Annotated in this window: 16 protein-coding genes; 6 read left to right on the plus strand and 10 right to left on the minus strand. The window is 65.8% G+C overall.

Going from position 1 to position 19,816, the window contains the following annotated elements; all coding sequences use genetic code 11:
* Positions 1-87: 87 nt before the first annotated feature.
* Positions 88-1,128 (minus strand): LCP family protein, encoded by a 1,041-nt coding sequence (locus tag ACU4IU_RS06420; RefSeq protein ID WP_139469966.1) that lies wholly within the window; start codon positions 1,126-1,128, stop codon positions 88-90.
* Between the two features lie 323 nt (positions 1,129-1,451).
* Here ACU4IU_RS06420 and ACU4IU_RS06425 point away from each other — a divergent pair, with 323 nt between their 5' ends.
* From ACU4IU_RS06425 to ACU4IU_RS06440, 4 genes are all read left to right on the plus strand, one after another.
* Entirely contained in the window at positions 1,452-2,693 is a 1,242-nt protein-coding gene (locus ACU4IU_RS06425) for an MFS transporter (protein WP_172172303.1), read from the plus strand.
* A 394-nt stretch (positions 2,694-3,087) separates the two neighbouring features.
* Entirely contained in the window at positions 3,088-3,300 is a 213-nt protein-coding gene (locus ACU4IU_RS06430) for a helix-turn-helix transcriptional regulator (protein WP_172172305.1), read from the plus strand.
* Entirely contained in the window at positions 3,297-3,872 is a 576-nt protein-coding gene (locus tag ACU4IU_RS06435; RefSeq protein WP_172172307.1) for a hypothetical protein, read from the plus strand. The genes ACU4IU_RS06430 and ACU4IU_RS06435 overlap by 4 nt, the downstream gene beginning before the upstream one ends.
* Before the next feature lie 260 nt (positions 3,873-4,132).
* On the plus strand, positions 4,133-4,876 hold the full coding sequence (locus ACU4IU_RS06440) for an alpha/beta hydrolase (protein ID WP_172172309.1): 744 nt from the start codon (positions 4,133-4,135) through the stop codon (positions 4,874-4,876).
* Positions 4,877-4,934: 58 nt separating this feature from the next.
* Here ACU4IU_RS06440 and dld read toward each other — a convergent pair whose 3' ends face one another.
* Positions 4,935-6,641, minus strand: a complete 1,707-nt coding sequence (gene dld / locus ACU4IU_RS06445; RefSeq protein WP_172172311.1) for a D-lactate dehydrogenase — start codon at positions 6,639-6,641, stop codon at positions 4,935-4,937.
* Positions 6,642-7,048: 407 nt separating this feature from the next.
* Here dld and ACU4IU_RS06450 point away from each other — a divergent pair, with 407 nt between their 5' ends.
* On the plus strand, positions 7,049-8,125 hold the full coding sequence (locus tag ACU4IU_RS06450; protein WP_446656214.1) for an IS110 family transposase: 1,077 nt from the start codon (positions 7,049-7,051) through the stop codon (positions 8,123-8,125).
* A 63-nt stretch (positions 8,126-8,188) separates the two neighbouring features.
* Here the strand turns inward: ACU4IU_RS06450 and ACU4IU_RS06455 are convergent, their stop codons facing one another.
* The 5 genes from ACU4IU_RS06455 to ilvD all read right to left on the minus strand — a co-directional run bounded on the left by ACU4IU_RS06455 (position 8,189) and on the right by ilvD (position 14,794).
* Entirely contained in the window at positions 8,189-9,547 is a 1,359-nt protein-coding gene (locus ACU4IU_RS06455; protein ID WP_253903923.1) for an MFS transporter, read from the minus strand.
* Between the two features lie 8 nt (positions 9,548-9,555).
* Positions 9,556-10,227, minus strand: a complete 672-nt coding sequence (locus ACU4IU_RS06460) for a GntR family transcriptional regulator (RefSeq protein WP_172172313.1) — start codon at positions 10,225-10,227, stop codon at positions 9,556-9,558.
* 110 nt (positions 10,228-10,337) lie between these two features.
* A complete protein-coding gene (locus ACU4IU_RS06465) occupies positions 10,338-11,360 on the minus strand; it encodes a CNNM domain-containing protein (protein WP_172172315.1) in 1,023 nt (340 codons plus the stop codon).
* Positions 11,357-12,724, minus strand: a complete 1,368-nt coding sequence (locus ACU4IU_RS06470; RefSeq protein ID WP_172172317.1) for a hemolysin family protein — start codon at positions 12,722-12,724, stop codon at positions 11,357-11,359. The genes ACU4IU_RS06465 and ACU4IU_RS06470 overlap by 4 nt, the downstream gene beginning before the upstream one ends.
* A 210-nt stretch (positions 12,725-12,934) precedes the next feature.
* Entirely contained in the window at positions 12,935-14,794 is a 1,860-nt protein-coding gene (ilvD, locus tag ACU4IU_RS06475; RefSeq protein WP_172172319.1) for a dihydroxy-acid dehydratase, read from the minus strand.
* Between the two features lie 74 nt (positions 14,795-14,868).
* On the opposite strand from ilvD, the gene ACU4IU_RS06480 reads away from it, so the two are divergent.
* Complete coding sequence (locus ACU4IU_RS06480; RefSeq protein WP_172172321.1) at positions 14,869-15,657, plus strand: helix-turn-helix transcriptional regulator; 789 nt, start codon at positions 14,869-14,871, stop codon at positions 15,655-15,657.
* Positions 15,658-15,714: 57 nt separating this feature from the next.
* On the opposite strand, the gene ACU4IU_RS06485 is transcribed toward ACU4IU_RS06480, so the two are convergent.
* From ACU4IU_RS06485 to ACU4IU_RS06495, 3 genes are read right to left on the minus strand one after another with little or no spacing between them, the layout of a single operon-like run.
* Positions 15,715-16,395, minus strand: coding sequence for a response regulator (locus ACU4IU_RS06485; protein WP_172172323.1), 681 nt, complete (start codon positions 16,393-16,395; stop codon positions 15,715-15,717).
* Positions 16,392-19,169 (minus strand): DUF4118 domain-containing protein, encoded by a 2,778-nt coding sequence (locus ACU4IU_RS06490; RefSeq protein ID WP_172172325.1) that lies wholly within the window; start codon positions 19,167-19,169, stop codon positions 16,392-16,394. Before ACU4IU_RS06490 ends, ACU4IU_RS06485 begins: the two co-directional genes overlap by 4 nt.
* Positions 19,169-19,816 carry a potassium-transporting ATPase subunit C gene (locus ACU4IU_RS06495; protein WP_446656215.1) on the minus strand — a complete coding sequence of 216 codons (648 nt, stop codon included), beginning with the start codon at positions 19,814-19,816 and terminating at the stop codon, positions 19,169-19,171. The genes ACU4IU_RS06490 and ACU4IU_RS06495 overlap by 1 nt, the downstream gene beginning before the upstream one ends.

Consider the following 19,816-nt stretch of genomic DNA (forward strand, 5'->3'; position numbering starts at 1 on the left):
GAACGATCCTGGAGCGGGGCTCGGCGTGTGACTTAGCGACGCTAGACCTCGGCATCTGCGGCTGCGATGAACCGCCTCGGCGAGGTTTTAGAGGTGGGCCTCCGGGGCGTTCTGCACGTAGTCGGCCACGGTGTCGTTCTTGAACGCGTCGCGGACCTTCTTCAGCTCATCCTCGTCGACGTTGACGATCGACTGACCGTCCGGGGAGGTGCCGACGCCGGCAACGGGCGCGGTGAAGAACTCGATGTCACCGGGACGGACGTCGCGCATATTGAACGCGGTCGCGGAGATGTACTTCGCGTCCATGCCCGAGTCGACGTACATGTACGGCGCGAAGTTCTTGACCATGTCCTGGATCTTCTTCGGGTTCGACAGGGTATCGGCCGAGATCATCTCGTTCGTCAGCCCGCGGATGAACGCCTGCTGATTGCGCGCACGCTGGAAGTCGCCGTCCTTGAACTGCTTGCGCTCGCGCACGAAGGTCAGCGCTTCGTCACCGTTCAGCACGTTCTCGCCCTGGGTGAAGGTGTGGCCGTTCTTCTCGAACGCCTGCTCGGAATTCACGGTCACCCCGCCGAGGCTGTCGGTCAGTGCCTTGAATCCTTCGAAGTCGATGATCGCCACGTGATCGAGTTCGGTGCCGATGAAGTCCGAAACCGTCGATACGGCCAGCGGCAGACCGCCGTATGACAGTGCCGCGTTGATCTTCGACTTGCCGTGACCCTCGATATCGACGTAGGTGTCGCGCGGGATCGACATGATCTGGACGTTGCCGCCGTCTTCGGGCAGGTGCATGACCATGATCGTGTCCGAACGCAGGCCGCGCGAATCGTTGACGTCGACATCTTTCATCGACTCGTCCGAGCCCAGCAGCAGGATGTTCGTGCCGTCGCCGTCCTTGCCGCCGCCGGACTTGCCGAAGACCTGCTCATCGCTGAGCTGGTTCGCGTTCTTGTCGAACGACCGGCCGACGCTCCAGACGTAGAGCCCGATGCCGAGCACGCCGAGGATGACGATGATCAGCAGTGCGACGAGTACCTTGCGCCAGACGCGCTTCTTCTTGCGCGGGCGCTGCTGTTCCTCGTTCTGGTGGTCGAAGAGATCGTCGAAGGTGGTGTTGTCCGTCATCGGCACTCCGGGGTTTGAGCGGTCGGCGCCGGGCGCCGGGGTCATTGGGCAATCCCGCTCATTGTATAGCGACCGAGGTGACCCATTTCTCAGCCACGCGACTCACCCCGTACCGCACTGCGGAGGCGAACGGGAGGGCAGGGCCGCCTCGGCGAGGTGTTCTGCCTTGTCAGACGCAGTGATCCCCGGTTTCGACCGGGTGGACCGGGACTGATACCGGTTCGTTACCCACCAATGACCTCCGGCGCCGAGGTGAGGGGACTCACCAGTAATAACGCAGAATTCGTCTGGCTGTCGCTGAAGGCGCTCGGTAGACTTTCCTGGTGTTCAATAACTATCGGGAAATTCTGTCGCTTCCCGGTGCTCTCAAGTTCTCCTTGGCCGGTCTCGTCGCCCGGATGCCCATCGCAGTGCTGGGACTGGGAATCGTCCTCTTCATCCAGGGCGTGACCGGGTCGTACGGCATGGCGGGCATCGTCTCCGCCGTCTACATGATCGTCCAGGCACTTGCCGGCCCCGGGATCGCTCGCCTCGTCGACCGCCTCGGCCAGGCGAAGGTCATGGCGCCCATCGTCATCACCCACCTCATCGCGTTGGCGCTGCTCATCGTCTCCGTGTACGAGGAATGGTGGACGGGATTCGTCTTCGTCTTCGCCGGCATCGGCGGCGCCACCGTCGGCTCCGTCGGTTCGCTCGTGCGCTCACGTTGGTCGCATATCGTCGACACCCCGAAGAAGCTGCAGACCGCGTTCTCGTGGGAATCGGTCGCCGATGAGCTGATGTTCGTCTCCGGGCCGGTGCTCGCCACGGTGCTCGCCACCGCCGTGTGGCCGCCGGCCGGAATCATCCTCTCGATGATCACCGTCGGCATCGGCTCGCTGCTGCTCTACATCCAGAAGTCGACCGAACCCCCACCGGTGGAGCGCACCACCGAGGCGAAGGGCCACGTGTTCTCGAACCCGGGCATCTTCGCGATCATCATCGTCAACATCTTCCTCGGCGTGAACTTCGGTGCCATCGACGTCATCGCCGTCGCCTTCGCCGACGAACTCGGCGTGAAGTCCTCTGCCGGTGTGCTGCTGTCGTGCCTGGCGCTGGGATCGCTCATCTCCGGCGCGCTGTACGGGGCCCGCAACTGGCAGGCCGCCGTCCATCACCGCTTCGGCGTGGCCGTGTCCGCTCTGGCCGTGGGCGCATGCCTGATGCTGCTGGCCAACTCGATGATCACCTACGGCATCATCCTCATCGTCGTCGGATCCGCGATCGCACCGAGCCTCATCGGCGCGAACTCCGTCATCGAGCAGCTCGCTCCCCCGCGCAGGCTCACCGAGGCGTTCGCCTGGTTGGGCACCTCGCTGGGCTTCGGCGTCGCCTTCGGATCGGCCGTCGCCGGCAACATCATCGACGCCTTCGATGCGAAGACCGCGATGCTGCTGCCCGCCGGCTGCGCAGTGCTGGGAGCGATCATCGCGCTGTCGCTGCTCAAGCTGCTCAACCCTTCGCGGTCGAGTCACGAAGCCCGGCTGGAGAAGGACCGTCGGCGCGAGCGAGTTGTGGAGGCGTAAAGCGCGCTGGGGCGAGCGCTTGCGCGATCGCTGTCTCGCGCGCCGGTGTCACGTGCAATGGGCGGCAGTGCCGCCTGCCGGCGACCGCCTCGGCGAGCATCCGTCACCTTTTGTGTCACGCCCTCGCGTGAGTCTCTTTTCGCACCGGCCGGTGCGCATCCATCACCCATAGCGCGAAAACACCCCGTTGCCGCGGGGTGTTTTCGCGTTTGCGGGAGGTGATGCGCGGAGGGGATGGCGGCGCGACCGCTCAGCCCAGCACCAGTGGCTCAAACGCGAGCCTGCGGGGTACGGAACTGCAGGGCCTCCTCGGCGATGTCAAAGATCATTGACATCACAATGTCAAACATGCTTTACTTTTAGATGTAAAGAGAAGTTGACATCAAGGAACGGTATGGAAGTTCAGACCTCGGACCTCAAGCAGGTTCGCAAGGCTGCGGTGCTGACGCAGGCACAGTTGGCCCAGCTCACCGGGGTGTCGCGGCAGACGATCATCGCGACCGAGCGCGGCGACTACGCCCCCAGCGTCTATCTGGCGCTGCGCATCGCCCGAGCCTTGGACACGACAGTCGAAGAGATCTTCTCACTTCAGGAGGAATCGTCATGAACAACATCAGCGACAACAAGAACCGCCCCAACGCCTTTGCCGACAGAATCGCCGGCTTCGACGACCCCTCGATGGGAGACGAACGCGAACGCGACGTCATTCTGCGGGCATATACCTTGGGGGCCGTCGTCTCCACCTACGTGTTCTTCGCGCTTGCACTCATCTTTGCCGTCTTCGGCGCGGGAATGTGGAGTGTGCTCATCGTCTTCGGCTCCATGGTGACCAGCATCGTCATCTCTGCATACTGCCAGCGTGAGAATGTGGACTTCTCCATGTCGATGGCTCGCGTCTCGCCGAGGCGGCTGATCGTCGGCAATATCGTCGGCGCCCTGTTCGCCATCGTTTGGGTCGGTGCAATCGTCTTTCATATAAGCAACGGCTACCCGCTCATCGATGTCGGAATGGGCAATCAAACGATGCCAGGTGCTCCCTCCAGCACCTATTCCATCGCGATCGGCGCTGCGTTCGGCTTCATCGTCGCGCTGACCATCATGACGATCTCCCGGGTACGAAAAATCAAGCAGGCCCGCGCCGAGGCGGCCGCCGCCGCTGAGATCGAAGACGAGGACTGATTCCGCTCGGTTCTTGAGGAGCAGTGATTGAGCGTCCATCACCCTCAACGCAAAAACACCCCGTTGCGGCGGGGTGTCTTTGCTGTCTGCGGTGCGACATACCACCTAGTTGCCACTGCTACGCTTGAGACTCCGTGAAAGAGACCGAGGAGGTGGTACCAGTGAACGCAGTTTCGAAGGTGCTCCCCTACGGAGTCACGGTCGGACGGTAGGTCGTCCGGGAGCGCCGATCATTCATCGCACTCCCGAAAGGCACGACCATGCATTTCACCTCCGAACAGCACTTCGACGGGGATTTCGTCGAACGTCAATTCCGCCTCGGCGATACTCCGGGCATTCTTTGGACTCCGTCCTCCGCATCAGAAACCGAGCCGGTTCCGATCATTCTCATGGGTCAGCCCGGCGGCATCGGCATGGAGCGGATGTACCCGCGACTGATGGCACGCGCCCGCAGCACCGCCGCACTCGGGTTCGCATCCGCTTGCCTAGAGATGCCCGGTTTGGGTGAGCGTCCACGCCTCCCCGGCATGGATCAGGCACGCAATCGGCTGCGTTCTGCCATCCTCGCCGGCGAATCACCCTCCACTGATGTCATCAACGAGCTCATCCTGCCGCTCGTCGAGCAGGCAGTTCCCGAATGGCAGTCGCTGCTCGACGAACTCCTGCGCCTTCCCGGTCTTGCTGACAGTGTCGGCTTCTCCGGCGGAGTGATTGCGATCGCTGTCCGGCTGGCTGCGATCGATTCCAGGGTCGCGGCAGCCGGGCTCTTCGCCGGCAGCTTCATTCCCCAGTCGACCATGGAAGAAGCCCGGCGCGTGACCATTCCGCTGCACGTCCTCCTGCAGTGGGATGACGAAGGCAATGACCGTGCGGCCGCCCTCGAACTCTTCGATGCTTTCGCTTCAACCGAGAAGACGCTCTACGCCAATATGGGCGGACACACAGGAGTCCCGGAATTCGCCGGCGAGGATGCCGCCCGGTTCTTCGCCCGCCACCTGAAATGAGCTGACCGCTGCGGCGGGGGCCCTGGGGACGAGGAGATACTCCATCGGCCCCGCCGCGTCAGGCCCAGTCCTTCTTCGCCGACGTTTCGCCGACTCCGGCGTTGAAGACGTTGTGCGGGTCGAGGTCCTTGAAGTGCGCTTCCATCTCCGGCGGCACGGGGTAGAGCCGGCCGTAGTTGTGCTCGGCGGGCACGGCCGCACCGCGGGCCTCGAGCAGCTCAATCATCTGCTGCTTCAGCGCCACCGTGTCGACGCCTTTTTTCGCCACGTGGTCCTGGTGGAAGACGTGGCAGAAGAAGTGCCCGTAGTAGGAGCTGATGTGCAGCTGGTCGGCGATCTCGTCGGGCAGCACCTCGAGCCAATCGTCATCGTCGCGGCGCAGCGCCACATCGAAGGTGATCATGTCCGAGGAGTCCTCACGGTTGAGGTTGAAGTACCGGGTCGCCGCACTTGCGGCACCGAAACGGTGGAGCATCGCGGACTGAGCCTCATCGGCACTGCACACGAAATAGTTACCGTGGTGGGCATCCTCGGCGAAGAAGTCGTTGAGGAACGCACCCATGCGATTCTTCTCCTCGGCGCTGACGACGAGGAGAAGATGATGCTCGAAGCGGTCGCGGTACTCGAGCATCCGCTTGGGCAGCTGCTGCGGCAGCAGGCCGAACGCGTTCTGCGCGATCGTGTCGGCGACGGTCTCGCCGAAGAACGGCAGCTTCGCGAACACGCCGTTGGCCCAGTTCTTCAGCGCGAACAGCTTGATCTGCTCGCGGCTGCCAGCGTGCTTGACCGAGACGAACGTGTCTTTGCCGTACTTCTCGGCGAGGTCGAACGAGGGTCGGCCCATGTATTCGCCCGAGATCGGCAGCGGCATCTCCGAGGTCAGTATCGCCCGTCGCAGATCTTCGAGTTCGGTCGAGGAGTTCGTGCCGACGTAGAACGTGGTCGCTCCCTCTTCCTTCGGGAAGGTGCGAGTGCGCACGGCGAAGACCATGAGTTTTCCGGCCGAACCGGAGGCCTCGTACAGGTAGTCGGAGTTCGAATTGAATCGAGCCGGTGAGTCGACGATCCTGCGGACCTGCTCGCCGTATTCGGTCTCCGTCGTGTCCTTTGGGGCGGGCGTGACCCCGGCGGGATCCCAGTCTCCGCGCTGGAGTTTGTCGAGGATGTGGGCGGGGTCGTCACCGAGCTCCACGCCGAGGTGGTTGACCAGTTCGAGTCGCCCCTCCTCGTTGACGCGGGCGAAGATCGCGTGCTTCGTGAACGCCGGACCCTTGCGGATCTGGGAGCCGCCGGAGTTGTTGGCGATGCCGCCGATGACGGAGGCGCCGATCGAGGACGAGCCGATGACCGAGTGGGGTTCGCGGTGGAACGGGGCGAGCGCCTCGTCGAGTTCGTACAGTGTGGACCCGGCCAGACAGATCGCCTCGCGGGCATCGTTGATGAGATAGATCTCGTTGATCCGCAGGGTCGAGATGATGACGATCGGACGGTCGTAGTCCTGCGCGCCCGGACCGGAGCCGCCGGTCAGGCCGGTGTTGGCCGACTGCGGAATGACGATGAGGTCGTTGTCGACGCAGACCTGCAGGGCCCGCCACATGTCGACGAGGCTGCCGGGTCGCAGCACGGCCAGCACATTGCCGCCGCCGAAGCGGTTGCCCTTGGCGTACGGTGCGGTCGCCCGCGCGGAGGTGAGGACGTGGCGCGGCCCCATGATGTCGATGAACGCGTTGACGGCTGGGGACTGGTGACGTGTCTTGCCGGGCATATGGTCGATCCCTATCGGTAGGCGACGGTTGTTCTCATGGTAGGTGTCTCGGTTCGCACCCCGCACCCCCTCTCAGAACTACCCGACGGCTGTGAGTCTTGGTAGTGGCTGGTCTGGGACCGGCTGGCAGAGTAGGTGTTGGCCGTACCCATCCCGTGATCGTGACTCAACCCGGCGGTGACCCACCCCCTTTGGTGGTGTCTTCGGGCCGATTTGTCCGATCACATGGGTGGTGCGGCCGGCACCAGCCCGGCCCACCTCGGTAACTTGATCAGAAGGCTGTCCACCCCCGGAAAACCGGGGGCGTGACTCATCACAGTGTTGTTCCGAAGTGACTCCTACCCGGACCGGTACCGGCCGCAAGCGGCCGGTCAACCTATCGGTCAAACAGGAAGCTTCGAACCGCCATGTCCATTGTCGCGCACTTATACAACTTCTTCATCGGCGTCGATACCCACGCCAGAAACCACGTCTACACGATCATCACCAACACCGGTCTCCTCGTCGCTACCCGCAGTTTCCCGACGTCGCGGGCCGGGATCAAACGGGCTCTGAACTGGGCTGGTAGGCGCACCGGCGGTGACCTCGACACCCTCTGGGTTGTGGAAGGAACCGCATCCTACGGGGCGGTGCTGACCGGGCACATCGCCGCGGCCGGATACTCGGTCGTCGAAGCCGGGCGGATGGATGCCAAGGCCAGGTTCGGTGTGGGCAAGAGCGACGAGCTCGACTCCTACCGGATCGCGGCATCCGTGTTGGCGTTGCGCACTGACCAGCTGCGGTGGCCGCGACAAGGCGCGGGTGTCCGGCAGGCACTGCGTGTCCTGCTGGCAGCCCGGGACGCGATGACCACGGAACGGACTCGGATGATCAACTCCCTGACAGCTCTGGTGCGCACCATCGATCTGGGCATCGATGCCCGTCAGTCATTGACTGATGACCAGGTCACAGAGATCGCGAAATGGCGGGCCCGCAATGAGGACATTGATGTGTCCACCGCCCGTGATGAAGCGATCCGTCTGGCCAAACGGGTCCTGGCTTTGAATGACGATCTGCAGGACAACCATGACAGGCTCGCCGAGCTCGTTGAAGCCAGCCCGGCCGCGGTCTTGCTGGCCGAGCCCGGGATCGGTCCGTTCAGTGCTGCTGTGTGCTTCACCGCATGGTCCCATCCGGGTCGGGTACGGAACGCGGCTGCGTTCGCAGCTTTGGCGGGGGTCAACCCGATCCCTGCGTCGTCGGGTAACACGCACCGGCATCGGTTGAATCGGGGTGGGGATCGGCAGTTGAACCGGGCTTTGCACACGGTGATCACGAACCGGATGATCCACGATGAGAGAACCAGGGATTATGTTGCCCAGCGCTTTGGTGAGGACCCGACGAAGAAGTCGAAGAGGGAGCTCAAACGCAAGCTCAAATGGTATCTAGCGCGTCGGGTCTTCAGGATTCTCAACGGGCTAGAAACTAGTCCCGCGCCGGCTTGACAGACATAGAAGGATCGGCCCAGCTACCTGGCGCCAGGTTGCTGGGCCGCCGTCGGGTAGCAATTAGGGGTGTTTGGTGGATATGGCGACTGCTGTGAGGCAGGCCAGGCAGATGACGGCCACGGCGGCCAGAGACACCGTGTACGACAGCACAGTCAGCAAGGCGGCGAGCACCGTGGGCAGCAGGAACCCGGAGTACGCCAGCGAATAGTAGACCCCGGTGATGCCGGCGAGCTCCTGCGGTGAGGCGATGGCCTGGACGATGATGAGCCCGGAGACCACACAGATTCCGTACGCGACACCGAGCACGATCGCCACGATGAACGCGAGGATCGGGTCCGCCAGAAGTGCGGCCACCGCCCCGAGCCCCATCCCCACGGTCATCAGCCCGAGTCCGACGACGAGCGCCCGCCCGCCGGTCAGCCGGTTGATCCACGGCACGATGTTCTGCACCAGCGCACCGGCTCCGAGCGTGACGACGGTGAGCACCGTGGCGTACAGCGTCGTCCACTCCCCCAGCTCGCCCTGCACGATCGCCGGCATCACGGCATAGGCGACCCCGGCGGCACCGAACACCCAGGGCGCAGCCGGCACGATCAGTCGCAGGATCGTCCGATGTGCGACGAGCGGAACACGCAGACCGTGCCACCAATGGCCTGCTGCCCGGTGGTCGCGAGGCATCGATTCCGGCGCGAAGATCACCAGGATCAGGGCGGCGAGGTTGAGCACTCCGTGCACGGCGTAGGGCACGACTTCGGGCACCGGTCCCCATTGGGCCAGGCATCCGGTGACCGCCGCGCCCATGGCAAACCCCAAGGTCAGCGTCAGTGAAGGACGCCGGGCACCGGCGGTGATTCCGGCCTGGTGATCGAACGGCGGGGCCGAGAGCTCCTTGATCCAGCTCGTGCCCACCGACATCGCCACCCCGACGCCGATTCCCGCGAGCACCCGGCCCAGGCAGAGCAGCCAGAACAGATCGAAACCGAGCCCGAGGCCGAGGCTGCCGGCTATCGCGGCGAGCGATCCGGCGATGAGGACCGGTTTGCGTCCGTGCCGATCCGACAGCGCCGAGGCGACCAACAATCCCGGAATGAGTCCGCCCACGTACATCCCCAGCAGCAGGTTCGCCTGCCAGATGGCGTATCCGCCGTCCTCCTCATACATGTGCACGAGCGGGGTGAAATGATTGCCGCCCCATGCGAGCAGGAACATCGCCGGGGCCACCATCAGCCACGCCCGTGCCCGCCATGGCCGTTCCGGCCCTCGATCGGGAGCCACCTCGCCGAGGTGGGACCGGGCAGGGTTCGGAACCGGCGTTTCGATGTCCGTGGTGGGGGCCGCCTCGGTGCGGGTATTCCTATTCCCGGTGGGGACTGCCTCGGCGGCGGTATCGGTCGTGGAGGTCGAGGGGTAAGCGGTCATGGTCCTCCTCAGCGGGACTGCGGGAAGTGGGAGCCTTCGATGTGGTCGCGGACGAGACGGGCGAAGCCTTCTGCGTCGCCCGCCTCGGCGCGGTCGGTGAGCGTTTCGTGCTCGGTCAGGAGCGTGTCGAGGGCGTGCGGCGCGTCAATGGCGACCTGGAAGGTCAGGCGGGCCAGGCGCGGGCCCATGGTCGTGAGCATCTCGGTGACGATGGCGTTGTCGCCGCTGCGGATGAGGCGGGCGTGGAAGGCATAGTCGGCGCTGGCGAAGCCGAGCGGATCGCCCCCGTCAAGTGCCTTCCTCTGCTCGCCGAGCAGGGTGCGCAGATCGGCGGCCAGAGCGGTGAGGTCGCCGCCGTCGGCCAGTGTCTCCACGGCGTCGATCTCGAACATCGAGCGCACGGCGAGCAGGTCGCGGCGCTCCTTGCCCGTCACGGTGGTCACGAGCGCGCCCTTCTTGGGGACGAGGCGGACGAGGCGCCAACGCTCGAGCTGGAGCATCGCCTCCCGGGCGGGGGTGCGACTGGCGTTGTGCGCAGCGGCGAGGTCGGACTCGATGAGGAGGTCGCCGGGTTCGTGTCGGCCTTCGATGATCTCCCGGGCGGTCGCCGCGGCCATCCGAACGGCGATCGGAGCGGAGTCGTCGATGCGCTGCCAGGGCAGTGTCAGCAAATCATTCACGGACCCACGATAACAGATGCATACATTGATGCATGCATCTAACGTTTCGGACTACCTGACGGCGGCCCAGCAACCTCGCGCGAGGTTGCTGGGCCGCCGTCAGGTAGTAATTATCGGGAGGGCACTTGGCCGGTGGTGAGCAGGTGGGTGAGTACGTCGGTGACGGTGGCGACCGCGTGGCTGCCGTCGGCCCTCTCCACCAAGGCCAGCTGCACGCTGTCCTCCCGCATCGCCTCGAACGCCCGCACCACGGTCATCGATCCGTCCACGACGGTGACGGGTCGGGCCGCCTCGGTGATGGGAGCATCCTCGGCGAGTCCGAGCACATCCCTGACGTGCACCACATGACTCAGCGGGCCGTCAGCCTCGGTGTGCACGAGGATGCGACGGTGACGGTCACAGCGCGACGCCTCGCGCACCTCCCCTGCAGTCGCTGCCGGACCGACGGCCGTCGGCTCCGGGCGACCGGCCACGAGCTCGTCAAGTGTGAGCCGGGTGAGGTCGAGGGCTCCGAGCAGAGCCTCCGAGGACTCCTTCTCCAAGGTTCCCGCCTGCGCCGAATGCTGCAGCAGCTGCCGCAGGTCCTCGGGTGTGTGCGCCTGATCGACCTCGTCGACGGGTTCGACCCGCACGAGGCGCAGGCACGCGTTCGCCGCGTTGTTGAGCACATGCAGCAGCGGACGGGTGAGGAACATGAACGCTCGCATCGGCAGCGCCAGCATGATCGCCGAGCGTTCCGGGTGCGCCACCGCCCACGACTTCGGCGCCATCTCACCGACGACGAGGTGAAGGAAGGTGACGATGATGAGGGCGAGGACGAAGCCGACGATGTCGGCAATCCACAGCGGCAGGCCCAGCGCCTCGGCGACCGGGGTGATCCAGTGGTGGACGGCCGGTTTCGTGATCGCCCCGAGCGCCAGGGTGCAGGCCGTGATGCCCAGCTGCGACCCTGCCAGCAGCACCGACAGCTCAGTCGAGCTGCGCAGGGCGGCTCGGGCCGAGCGGCTGTCCGCGGCCGCGTCTTCGAGACGGTGCCGTTTGGCGGCGATGAGCGCGAATTCGACGGCGACGAAGAACGCGCTGAGGCCGATGATGACGATCGTGATCACGGTGATGACCCAGGGGTTGCTCATCGTTCCACCTCGATTCCGATCCGCAGCCGCGCGGGCACATGCGTGGCCACCTCGATGACGTCGATGACGAGGCGCTCGGTCTCCGGGGTGTCGTCTCCGCCGAGGTCGGCGGGGTCGATCGGCAGTTCGATCGAGACCCGGTCGCCCACCTCGGGGAATCCGCGGAGGTGTTCGATGACGAGTCCCGACAAGGTCTGCGCCGAGGTGGTCGGCAGTTCTCGTTGGAGCACGCGGGCCACCTCGTCGAGGGGGATGATCCCGGGCGCCGTCCAGGTGCCGTCGCCGGTCTCGATGAGTTCTTCGACGATGTGGTCGTGCTCGTCGGCGATGTCACCGACGAGTTCCTCACCGAGGTCCTCCATCGTCAGGATTCCGGCGAAGCCGCCGTATTCGTCGACGACGCAGGCCATCTGCTCCCGCCGTTTGAGGAGCGTGGCCACCGCGTCCGGCAACGGGAGGGATTCCGGAACGAAGACCGGGTCGCGCAGGAGGGAACGGACCCCGGTCGCGGTGACGGTGTCGGTGGTGCCCGACCCCGCCTCGGCGAGGACGTCGAGGAGGTCGATCGTACCGATCACCTGATCATCGGCGTCGAGCACGGGGTAGCGGGAGTGGCCGCGGCTCATCAGTTCGCGCACCTCGTCCAGGGGCGTGTCGATGTCGATGACGTCGACGCGGGAGCGCGGCACCGTGGCGTGGGCGACGCTCTGCTGTGGGAAGTCGAGGATGCGGTCGAGGATGAGCGAATCGTCGTCGACGATCTCGCCGCCCTCCCGGGATTCGGCGACGATGTGCTTGAGGTCGCGCCGGGTGGCGGAGTGGTCGACGTCGTGGACCGGTTCGATGCCGAGGACGCGCAGCAGGGCGTTCGAGGCTTTGTCGAAGATCGTGATGAGCCAGCCGAAGACGGCGAGGTAGATCGAGGTCGAGCGGGCGAGCCACGTGGCGAGCGCCTCGGGGCGGGCGATGGCCAGGTTCTTCGGGAACAGTTCGCCGAAGAGCATCTGGATGAGCGTCGAGACGAGTAGGGCGAGGACGGTGCCGATGAGCACGCCTGTGCCGGCAGGGATCGGGGTGCCGCCGAGTGCCTCGCCGACGGCGGTGCCGATGAGCGGTTCGGCGACGTAGCCGACGAGCAGTCCGGTGACGGTGATGCCCAGCTGCGCGCCGGAGAGCATGAAGGAGGTGCGGCGGGTGATGGACAGGGCCCTGTCCGCGGCGCGATCACCGGAGGCCGAACGTGCGGCGAGTCGGGAGCGGTCGACGGCCATGTACGCGAATTCCTGCGCCACGAAGTAGCCGGTGGCCACCGTGATGAGGAGGACGACGAGGAGGCCGACGAGAAGCGAGAGCAGCCAGGTCAACGGCGACCACCTGCCCGCGCGCTCTGTACTCGCAGAGCGTCTGCCCGCGCATTATTGAATTGTTCTGAGGTGCGAAGTGAAATGTCCCAGCCGGGACTTCGATAGTCGTCCATGGTCCTTCCGAAAGTGATCAAGTGGGCGGCCAGTATCGATTATCCTGGCCCCGGCTGGCAGAACGCTGAGCACGGACGGGCGGTCACGGACGAATAGTCAGACCGCCTCGGGGACCTTCCTCACCGCTCCCTTGTCTGCGGACTGAGCGAAGGCGGCATAGGCGCGCAGCGCGGTCGAGACTGTGCGTTTGCGTTGACGAGGACGGTAGGGCCCCTCCGCCTCGAGGCGGGACCGACGGCGGTCGAGTTCAGCCTCGGTGACCTCGAGGCTGATCGACCTGCGGGGGATATCGATGCCGATGATGTCGCCGTCTTCGACGAGTGCGATCGTGCCGCCCGCTGCCGCTTCGGGCGAGATATGACCAATCGACAACCCCGAGGTCCCACCGGAGAAACGTCCATCGGTGATGAGCGCGCACGACTTCCCCAGGCCCAGGCCTTTGAGGTATGAGGTCGGGTAGAGCATCTCCTGCATGCCGGGTCCGCCCCGCGGTCCCTCGTAGCGGATGACGACGACGTCGCCTTCTTTGATCTGTCTGCTGAGGATCTTCTCCACCGCTTCCTCCTGTGACTCGCAGACCACGGCGGGCCCGGAGAAGACGTGGATGGATTCGTCGACGCCGGCGGTCTTGACCACGGCACCGTCGACGGCGATGTTCCCGCGCAGCACGCCGAGACCGCCGTCTGCCGAATATGCGTGGTCGATGTCGTGGATGCAGCCGCTGACGGCGTCGAGGTCGAGACTGTTCCACCGGGCAGACTGCGAAAATGCCGTCGAGGAGCGCTTCCCTCCGGGGCCGGCATGCCAGAGTTCCTCAGCGGCAGATGCGGCCTTGCCACCGCGGACGTCCCATTCGTCGAGCCACGCGGACAGGGACGGAGCATGGACGGAGTGGACCTCCTCGTTGAGCAGACCCGCACGGCGCAGCTCCCCCAGAAGTGCGGGGATCCCACCGGCACGGTGCACGTCCTCCATGTAGAAGGTGCGGTCCCCGGCCACGTTCGGGGCGACCTTCGCCAGACACGGCACCCGGCGTGACAGGTCGTCGATATCGTCGAGGTCGAAGTCGACCCCTGCCTCATGGGCGGCGGCGAGCAGGTGGAGGATCGTGTTCGTCGACCCGCCCATCGCCAGGTCGAGAGCCATGGCGTTGCCGAAGGCCGCCGAGGTGGCGATCGCGCGGGGGCGCACCGAATCGTCATCGTCCTCGTAGAGGCGACGTGCGAGATCGACGACGAGGCTGCCCGCCCTTTCGTAGAGGGCCCTTCGCGCGGTGTGCGTAGCGAGCACCGAACCGTTGCCGGGCAGGGAGAGTCCGATCGCCTCGGTGAGGCAGTTCATCGAGTTCGCCGTGAACATGCCCGAACACGATCCGCAGGTCGGGCACGCCGCCTCCTCGATGCGGAGCACATCGGCATCGGAGGTCGCCTCGTTGACGGCCTCGGACATCGCATCGACGAGGTCGAGCGAGCGGACAGTGCCGTCGGCCAAGGTGGTCCGCCCGGCCTCCATCGGTCCGCCGGAGACGAACACCGTGGGAATATCGAGGCGCAGCGCGGCCATGAGCATGCCGGGCGTGATCTTGTCGCAGTTGGAGATGCAGACGAGGGCGTCAGCGCAATGAGCGTTGGCCATGTACTCGACGGAATCGGCGATGAGGTCGCGTGAGGGCAGTGAGTAGAGCATGCCGCCGTGACCCATGGCGATGCCGTCGTCGACGGCGATGGTGTTGAATTCGCGGGGAATGCCGCCGCCGGCGGTCACTGCCTCGGAGACGATCCGCCCGACCGGGGCGAGATGAGTGTGCCCGGGAACGAATTCGGTGAAGGAGTTCGCCACGGCGATGATCGGTTTGCGGCCGAGGTCGGCACCGGAGACTCCGGCTGCGCGGAAGAGGGCGCGGGCTCCGGCCATATTGCGGCCGTGGGTGACTGTACGAGAACGATAGGTCGGCATGGAATCTATCTCAGCGCGGTAGTGGCTTCGGCGGAAGCTACCATCGGTACCAGTACTGGGAGTACTATCAATCCATGATTCGACCCCGCACTCCCCGCCGTGAGCAGCTCGGTGAGTTCCTCACCAGCAGACGCAGGGAACGGCAGCGTTCGGCGGCTGGTCTGCCGCCGAATTCCAGGCGCGGTGACAGCGGACTCAGCCGCGAGGAGGTCGCCACCCTCGCAGGTGTGAGCAGCACCTGGTACACGTGGCTCGAACAGGGCCGGGACACCAATGTCTCCAGGCAGGTGCTCACCGCTGTGGCCCGGGTCCTCGACCTCAGCGCCGCCGAGACCGACTATGTCCTCGGACTCGTCGAACGGGTCGAGGCTGCTCGGGATGATGAGCCTGCTGAGGTCACGGAGTCGCTCCAGCGTCTGCTCGATGCGCTCGATTTCCCAGCCTTCGCTGTCGCCCCGGACTGGACGATCGCCGGTTGGAATGCGGCCTACGAATGGCTGTATCCGGCGATCACGTCGATTCCGAAGCCCGACCGGAATCTCATCTGGCTCATCTACACCGATCCCACTCTGCGCAGGATGCTTCCCGACTGGGAGGCAGAGAGCCGTCACTTCCTGGCCGAGTTCCGCGTCGAGTCCGGGGTGCGCTTGAGCACACCGGGGCACCGTGCGCTCATCCAGAGGCTGAGTCAGGCGAGTGAGGACTTCCGCGAGCAATGGGCCGAGCAGACGGTGGAGCGCTTCGCGAGCAGGCGGCGCGTCTTCGACCACCACGCGCAGGGCATAGTCGAGTTCGAGCACCACCGACTCATCCCCTCCGAAGACTCCCGCCTGCACGTCGTTATGTACGTCCCTGCTACCTGACGGCGGCCCAGCAACCTCGCGCGAGGTTGCTGGGCCGCCGTCAGGTAGCAAGGGAAGTCAGGGGGTGAAGCGGTAGCCCATGCCCATCTGCGTGTGCAGGTACTGCGGTCGGGCAGGGTCGGTTTCGAGCTTCTGCCGCAGCTGGGACATATAGACCCGCAGGTAACCGCGCTCCCCTGCGTATTCCGGCCCCCATACCTCGGTGAGCAGGGTGGTCGCGTCGACGAGGGCGCCGCGGTGTTTGGCGAACACGCCGAGCATGTTCCACTCGATCGGCGTCAGATGCACCTCGGCGCCTTCGACCGTGAGAATGTGGGAGGCGAGGTCGATCACGACCCGCCCGTCGCCGGTGCGTACGAGAGACGAATCAGCGGCCGAACCCGAGCGTCGCTCGATCGCGCGCAGCCGGGCGAGCACCTCGCCGAGCGAGAAGGGCTTCGTCACATAGTCATCGGCCCCGGCGTCGAGGGCGGCGATCTTGCCGTGGGCATCGTGCCGGGCGGAGACGACGACGATGGGCACCTGACTCCACCTGCGCACCTGGGTGATGAGTTCGATTCCGTCGACGTCGGGCAGACCGAGGTCGAGGAGGATGACGTCGACGGCCGCCTCGGCGAGCGCCTCATTCATCTGTCGCCCGCTTCCGGCGATCGTGACCTCGTGGCCTTTGCCGCGCAATCCCACGCTCACGGCACGGGCGATGTCGGTGTCGTCTTCGACGATGAGCACATGCTTCATGGGGCTTCCTCCCTGCCCGTCAGTCCCGCACCTTCCTGACTCGCTGTTCCCGATTTCAGGGGCGCCCCGTCTCGGAACGGAATGGTCAGCACCGCAGTGAACCCGCCGCCGGGGGTCGGTTCCGCGCTGAGCTCGATGCCCATCGCCCGGCACAGTCCCAACGCCACCGCCATCCCGAGACCGAGGCCTTTCGTGTTGGACTCGTTGAGCCTGGTGAACGGTGTGAAGATGCTCTCAAGCGCCTCCGCTCCCACGCCGGGACCGTAGTCGGCGATGCGCAGGTGCACCGCGTCGGCGCCGGCGGAGGCATCGATCGTGATCGGAGCCCCTTCGCCGTACTTCACGGAGTTCTCGATGATGTTGACGAGCACTCGTTCGACGAGCCCCACATCGACCTCGACCCAGGTTTCGGGGTCGATGTCGACGGCGATGGGCGGGCAGGGGCCACCATCGACCTCGCCCAGCTCGGCGGCCCGAGTTTCCCCGCCGGTTTCATCGATCCCGGTCTTCCGGGCCTCCCCGCCGATCTCGTCGAGCGCCGAGGCAACGAGGTCGGCCACGAGCACCGGAGCGGTCGTAATCGCCACCGCACCGGACTGGATGCGGCTCAGATCGAGGAGATTGTCGATGAGCTTCTCAAGCCGCAGGGCACCGTGTTCGATGGTCTCGAGCATGAGCCTCCGGTCGGACTCAGTCAGCTCGATCTCGTCGAACAGCAGCGTCGACGTCGCCGTGGTGATCGCCCCGAGCGGGGTGCGCAGGTCGTGGGAGACCGCGGTGAGCAGCGCGGTTCGCACAGCATTGCCGGCTGAGAGCTCCTCAGCCTCGGTACGGCTGCGCTGCAGGGCCGACTCCGTGAGCACCCGCAACAGTCGACCGGCGTAGGCGTCAAGGATCCGCAGCTCGCCGGCGCTGAGCGGTCGGCCGCTCAGCGCCAGGCTGGTGTCGCCGTCGAGGTCGATGACCTCGCTGGCCTGCGCCCGCGATGCAATCGGTTCCCCCGCCGAGGCGAGGACGAGGTCGGCCCCGCCCGTGCCGTCAGTGCGCGTGGTGCCGTCAGTGCGCGTGGTGCCGTCCGGGCCGGCAGCCGTATCGAGCCGACCGAAGCCACCGCCCCGGGTCAAGAGGGCGACCCCGTCGAGACCGAAACTCGTGCGGATACCTGTGACCATGGCCTCGGGGCTGTCGCCCTCAGCGATCATCGATCCAGCCAGCTCGCTGAGCACCGCGGCTTCGTGTTCGGCGGCTTGGGCTTGCCGGGAACGGCGAGCCGCCTGGTCGACGACGGTGGCCACGGCCACGGCGACCGCGACGAAGATGACGAGCGCAAGGATGTTCTCGAGCTGTTTGACCGACAGCGAGTTCACCGGATGAGTGAAGAAGAAGTTAATGAGCCCGGCCCCGAATACGGCCGTCATCACCGCCGGCCAACGCCCGCCGATGAGTGCCACGAACACCACGACGGTGATGAAGGCGAGGAAGTTCATGCTCAGCGAAGTCGATCCGGGGCCGAGGCCGACGAACAGGGCGGTGAGCAGCAGCGGGGCGATCGCACCGCTGATCCAGCCGAGGATGCGGCGGGCCTGCGAGAGCGGATTGGCCCGGGAGCGCTCGCGGTCGGAGCTCCACAGCCCGGCAGCCTGGGCGTGGGTGACCATGTGCACGTCGATGTCGGCCGCAGAGCTGATGACCCGGTTGGCCACTCCGGGCCCGAATATGCGCCGATACCAGGGTGTGCGGGAGACACCGAGGACGATCTGCGAGGCGTTGAGGGTGCGGGCGAATTCGATGAGCGCCTTGGCCACATCATCACCGACGACGGTGTGCCAGGTGGCGTGGTTGTCCTCGGCGAGTTCCCGGGCACTCAGCAGGTGCGGGGCGCCGGAACGGCGAGTCCCATCGGGTTCGATGACGTGGACGATGTGGAGTTCGCGGCCGGCGACGCGGCCGGCGATGCGCAGTCCGCGGCGGATGAGCGTCGTCGACTCCGGCCCGCCGGTGACGGCGACGAGGATCCGGTCGCGTGCGGCCCAGGTGGCGCGGATGCCCTTTTCGTCGCGGTACTTCTCAAGTCCTTCGTCGACACGGTCGGCCAACCACAGCAGGGCCAGTTCGCGCAAGGCCGTGAGGTTGCCGAGCCGGAAGTAGTTCGACATTGCGGCGTCGACCTTCGAGGCCGCGTAGATTCGACCGTCGACGAGGCGGGTGCGCAGTGCCGCTGGGGTGATGTCGATGAGTTCGACCTCGTCGGCGGCGCGGAGGAAAGGGTCGGGCACCCGTTCGGCTTGGTTGCGGCCGATGATCGCCCCGACCACGTCACCGAGGGATTCGAGGTGCTGGATGTTCACCGTCGTGAACACGTCGATGCCGGCGGCGAGGATCGCCTCGACGTCCTCCCACCGCTTAGTACGAGTCGGGCCGACTTCGCCTGCCACACCGGAATCGGGCGAGTTCCCGTTCCTGCCGGAATCGGGCACGTTCGTGTGGGCGAGTTCGTCGATGACGACGAGTTCAGGCGTCCGGGCCAGCACCGCCTCGGTGTCGAGTTCGTGAAACGTCCGTCCGCGGTAGTCGACGTGGCGGCGGTCGAGGGTCTCGAACCCTTCGGTCAGCGTCCGCGTGAACGCCCGCCCGTGGTCCTCGACGATGCCTAAGACGACGTCACGGCCGTTGGCTTTCGCCGTGGCGGCGGTCTCGAGCATAGCGACGGTCTTGCCGACCCCGGGCGCGTAGCCGAGGAAGACCGTGAGCGAGCCCCGCCGAGGTGATCCCATCAGTGTCCGCCGGTTTCCGCGCCCGAAGACGCCGTGTTCACACGCGCAGCACCCGAGGACTCTGCACCCACTTGTGTCGCTGTGCCGTTCGCGAGGTCGTTGTTGAGGGTGACGACGTTGACGCGGGTCTCGCCGATGAAGCCGAGCAGTGGATGCCGGGTGTTCTTCTCGACCATGGCTGCCACGTCCTTCCTGCTCAGTCCCGTCTCCCGCGCGACGCGGGGGACCTGGAGTCGAGCATACTCAGGGCTGATGTCCGGATCGAGACCAGAGGCCGAGGCACTCAGGGCATCCGCAGGAATCCTCGCCGGGTCGACGTGTTCACGACCGGCAACCTGGGCCCTGCGCTCGGCGATCTGGGCCACGAGTTCAGGACTGTTCGCCGCAAGGTTCGACGCCCCCGAGGCGAGTCCGTCGTAGTTCGAGACCGAGGGCCGGGGGTAGAACCATTCGTCCCCGCTGACCGGTTGAGCGAGGTGGGCATTGCCGACGACCCGGCCCGCGCTGTTGCGGATCGCGGCGTCCTGACCGGGCATGAGGCGGCCGACCGCGACCAGCGTCAGCGGGTAGGCGAGGCCGAGAATCAGGGTGAGCACAAGCAGCATGCGCGCCCCGGTGAGGAGCTGGCGACCGAGGATGGGACCCAT

Source organism: Brevibacterium sp. CSND-B09, assembly GCF_052906525.1.

Bases quoted from the DNA above. Each gene is read 5' to 3' on its own strand.
- ACU4IU_RS06420 (WP_139469966.1), bottom strand. From the start codon at position 1,128: ATGACGGACAACACCACCTTCGACGATCTCTTCGACCACCAGAACGAG.
- ilvD (WP_172172319.1), bottom strand. From the start codon at position 14,794: ATGCCGACCTATCGTTCTCGTACAGTCACCCACGGCCGCAATATGGCC.
- ACU4IU_RS06495 (WP_446656215.1), bottom strand. From the start codon at position 19,816: ATGGGTCCCATCCTCGGTCGCCAGCTCCTCACCGGGGCGCGCATGCTG.
- ACU4IU_RS06455 (WP_253903923.1), bottom strand. From the start codon at position 9,547: ATGACCGCTTACCCCTCGACCTCCACGACCGATACCGCCGCCGAGGCA.
- ACU4IU_RS06465 (WP_172172315.1), bottom strand. From the start codon at position 11,360: ATGAGCAACCCCTGGGTCATCACCGTGATCACGATCGTCATCATCGGC.
- ACU4IU_RS06485 (WP_172172323.1), bottom strand. From the start codon at position 16,395: ATGAAGCATGTGCTCATCGTCGAAGACGACACCGACATCGCCCGTGCC.
- ACU4IU_RS06440 (WP_172172309.1), top strand. From the start codon at position 4,133: ATGCATTTCACCTCCGAACAGCACTTCGACGGGGATTTCGTCGAACGT.
- ACU4IU_RS06490 (WP_172172325.1), bottom strand. From the start codon at position 19,169: ATGGGATCACCTCGGCGGGGCTCGCTCACGGTCTTCCTCGGCTACGCG.
- ACU4IU_RS06480 (WP_172172321.1), top strand. From the start codon at position 14,869: ATGATTCGACCCCGCACTCCCCGCCGTGAGCAGCTCGGTGAGTTCCTC.
- ACU4IU_RS06435 (WP_172172307.1), top strand. From the start codon at position 3,297: ATGAACAACATCAGCGACAACAAGAACCGCCCCAACGCCTTTGCCGAC.
- ACU4IU_RS06450 (WP_446656214.1), top strand. From the start codon at position 7,049: ATGTCCATTGTCGCGCACTTATACAACTTCTTCATCGGCGTCGATACC.
- ACU4IU_RS06430 (WP_172172305.1), top strand. From the start codon at position 3,088: ATGGAAGTTCAGACCTCGGACCTCAAGCAGGTTCGCAAGGCTGCGGTG.
- dld (WP_172172311.1), bottom strand. From the start codon at position 6,641: ATGCCCGGCAAGACACGTCACCAGTCCCCAGCCGTCAACGCGTTCATC.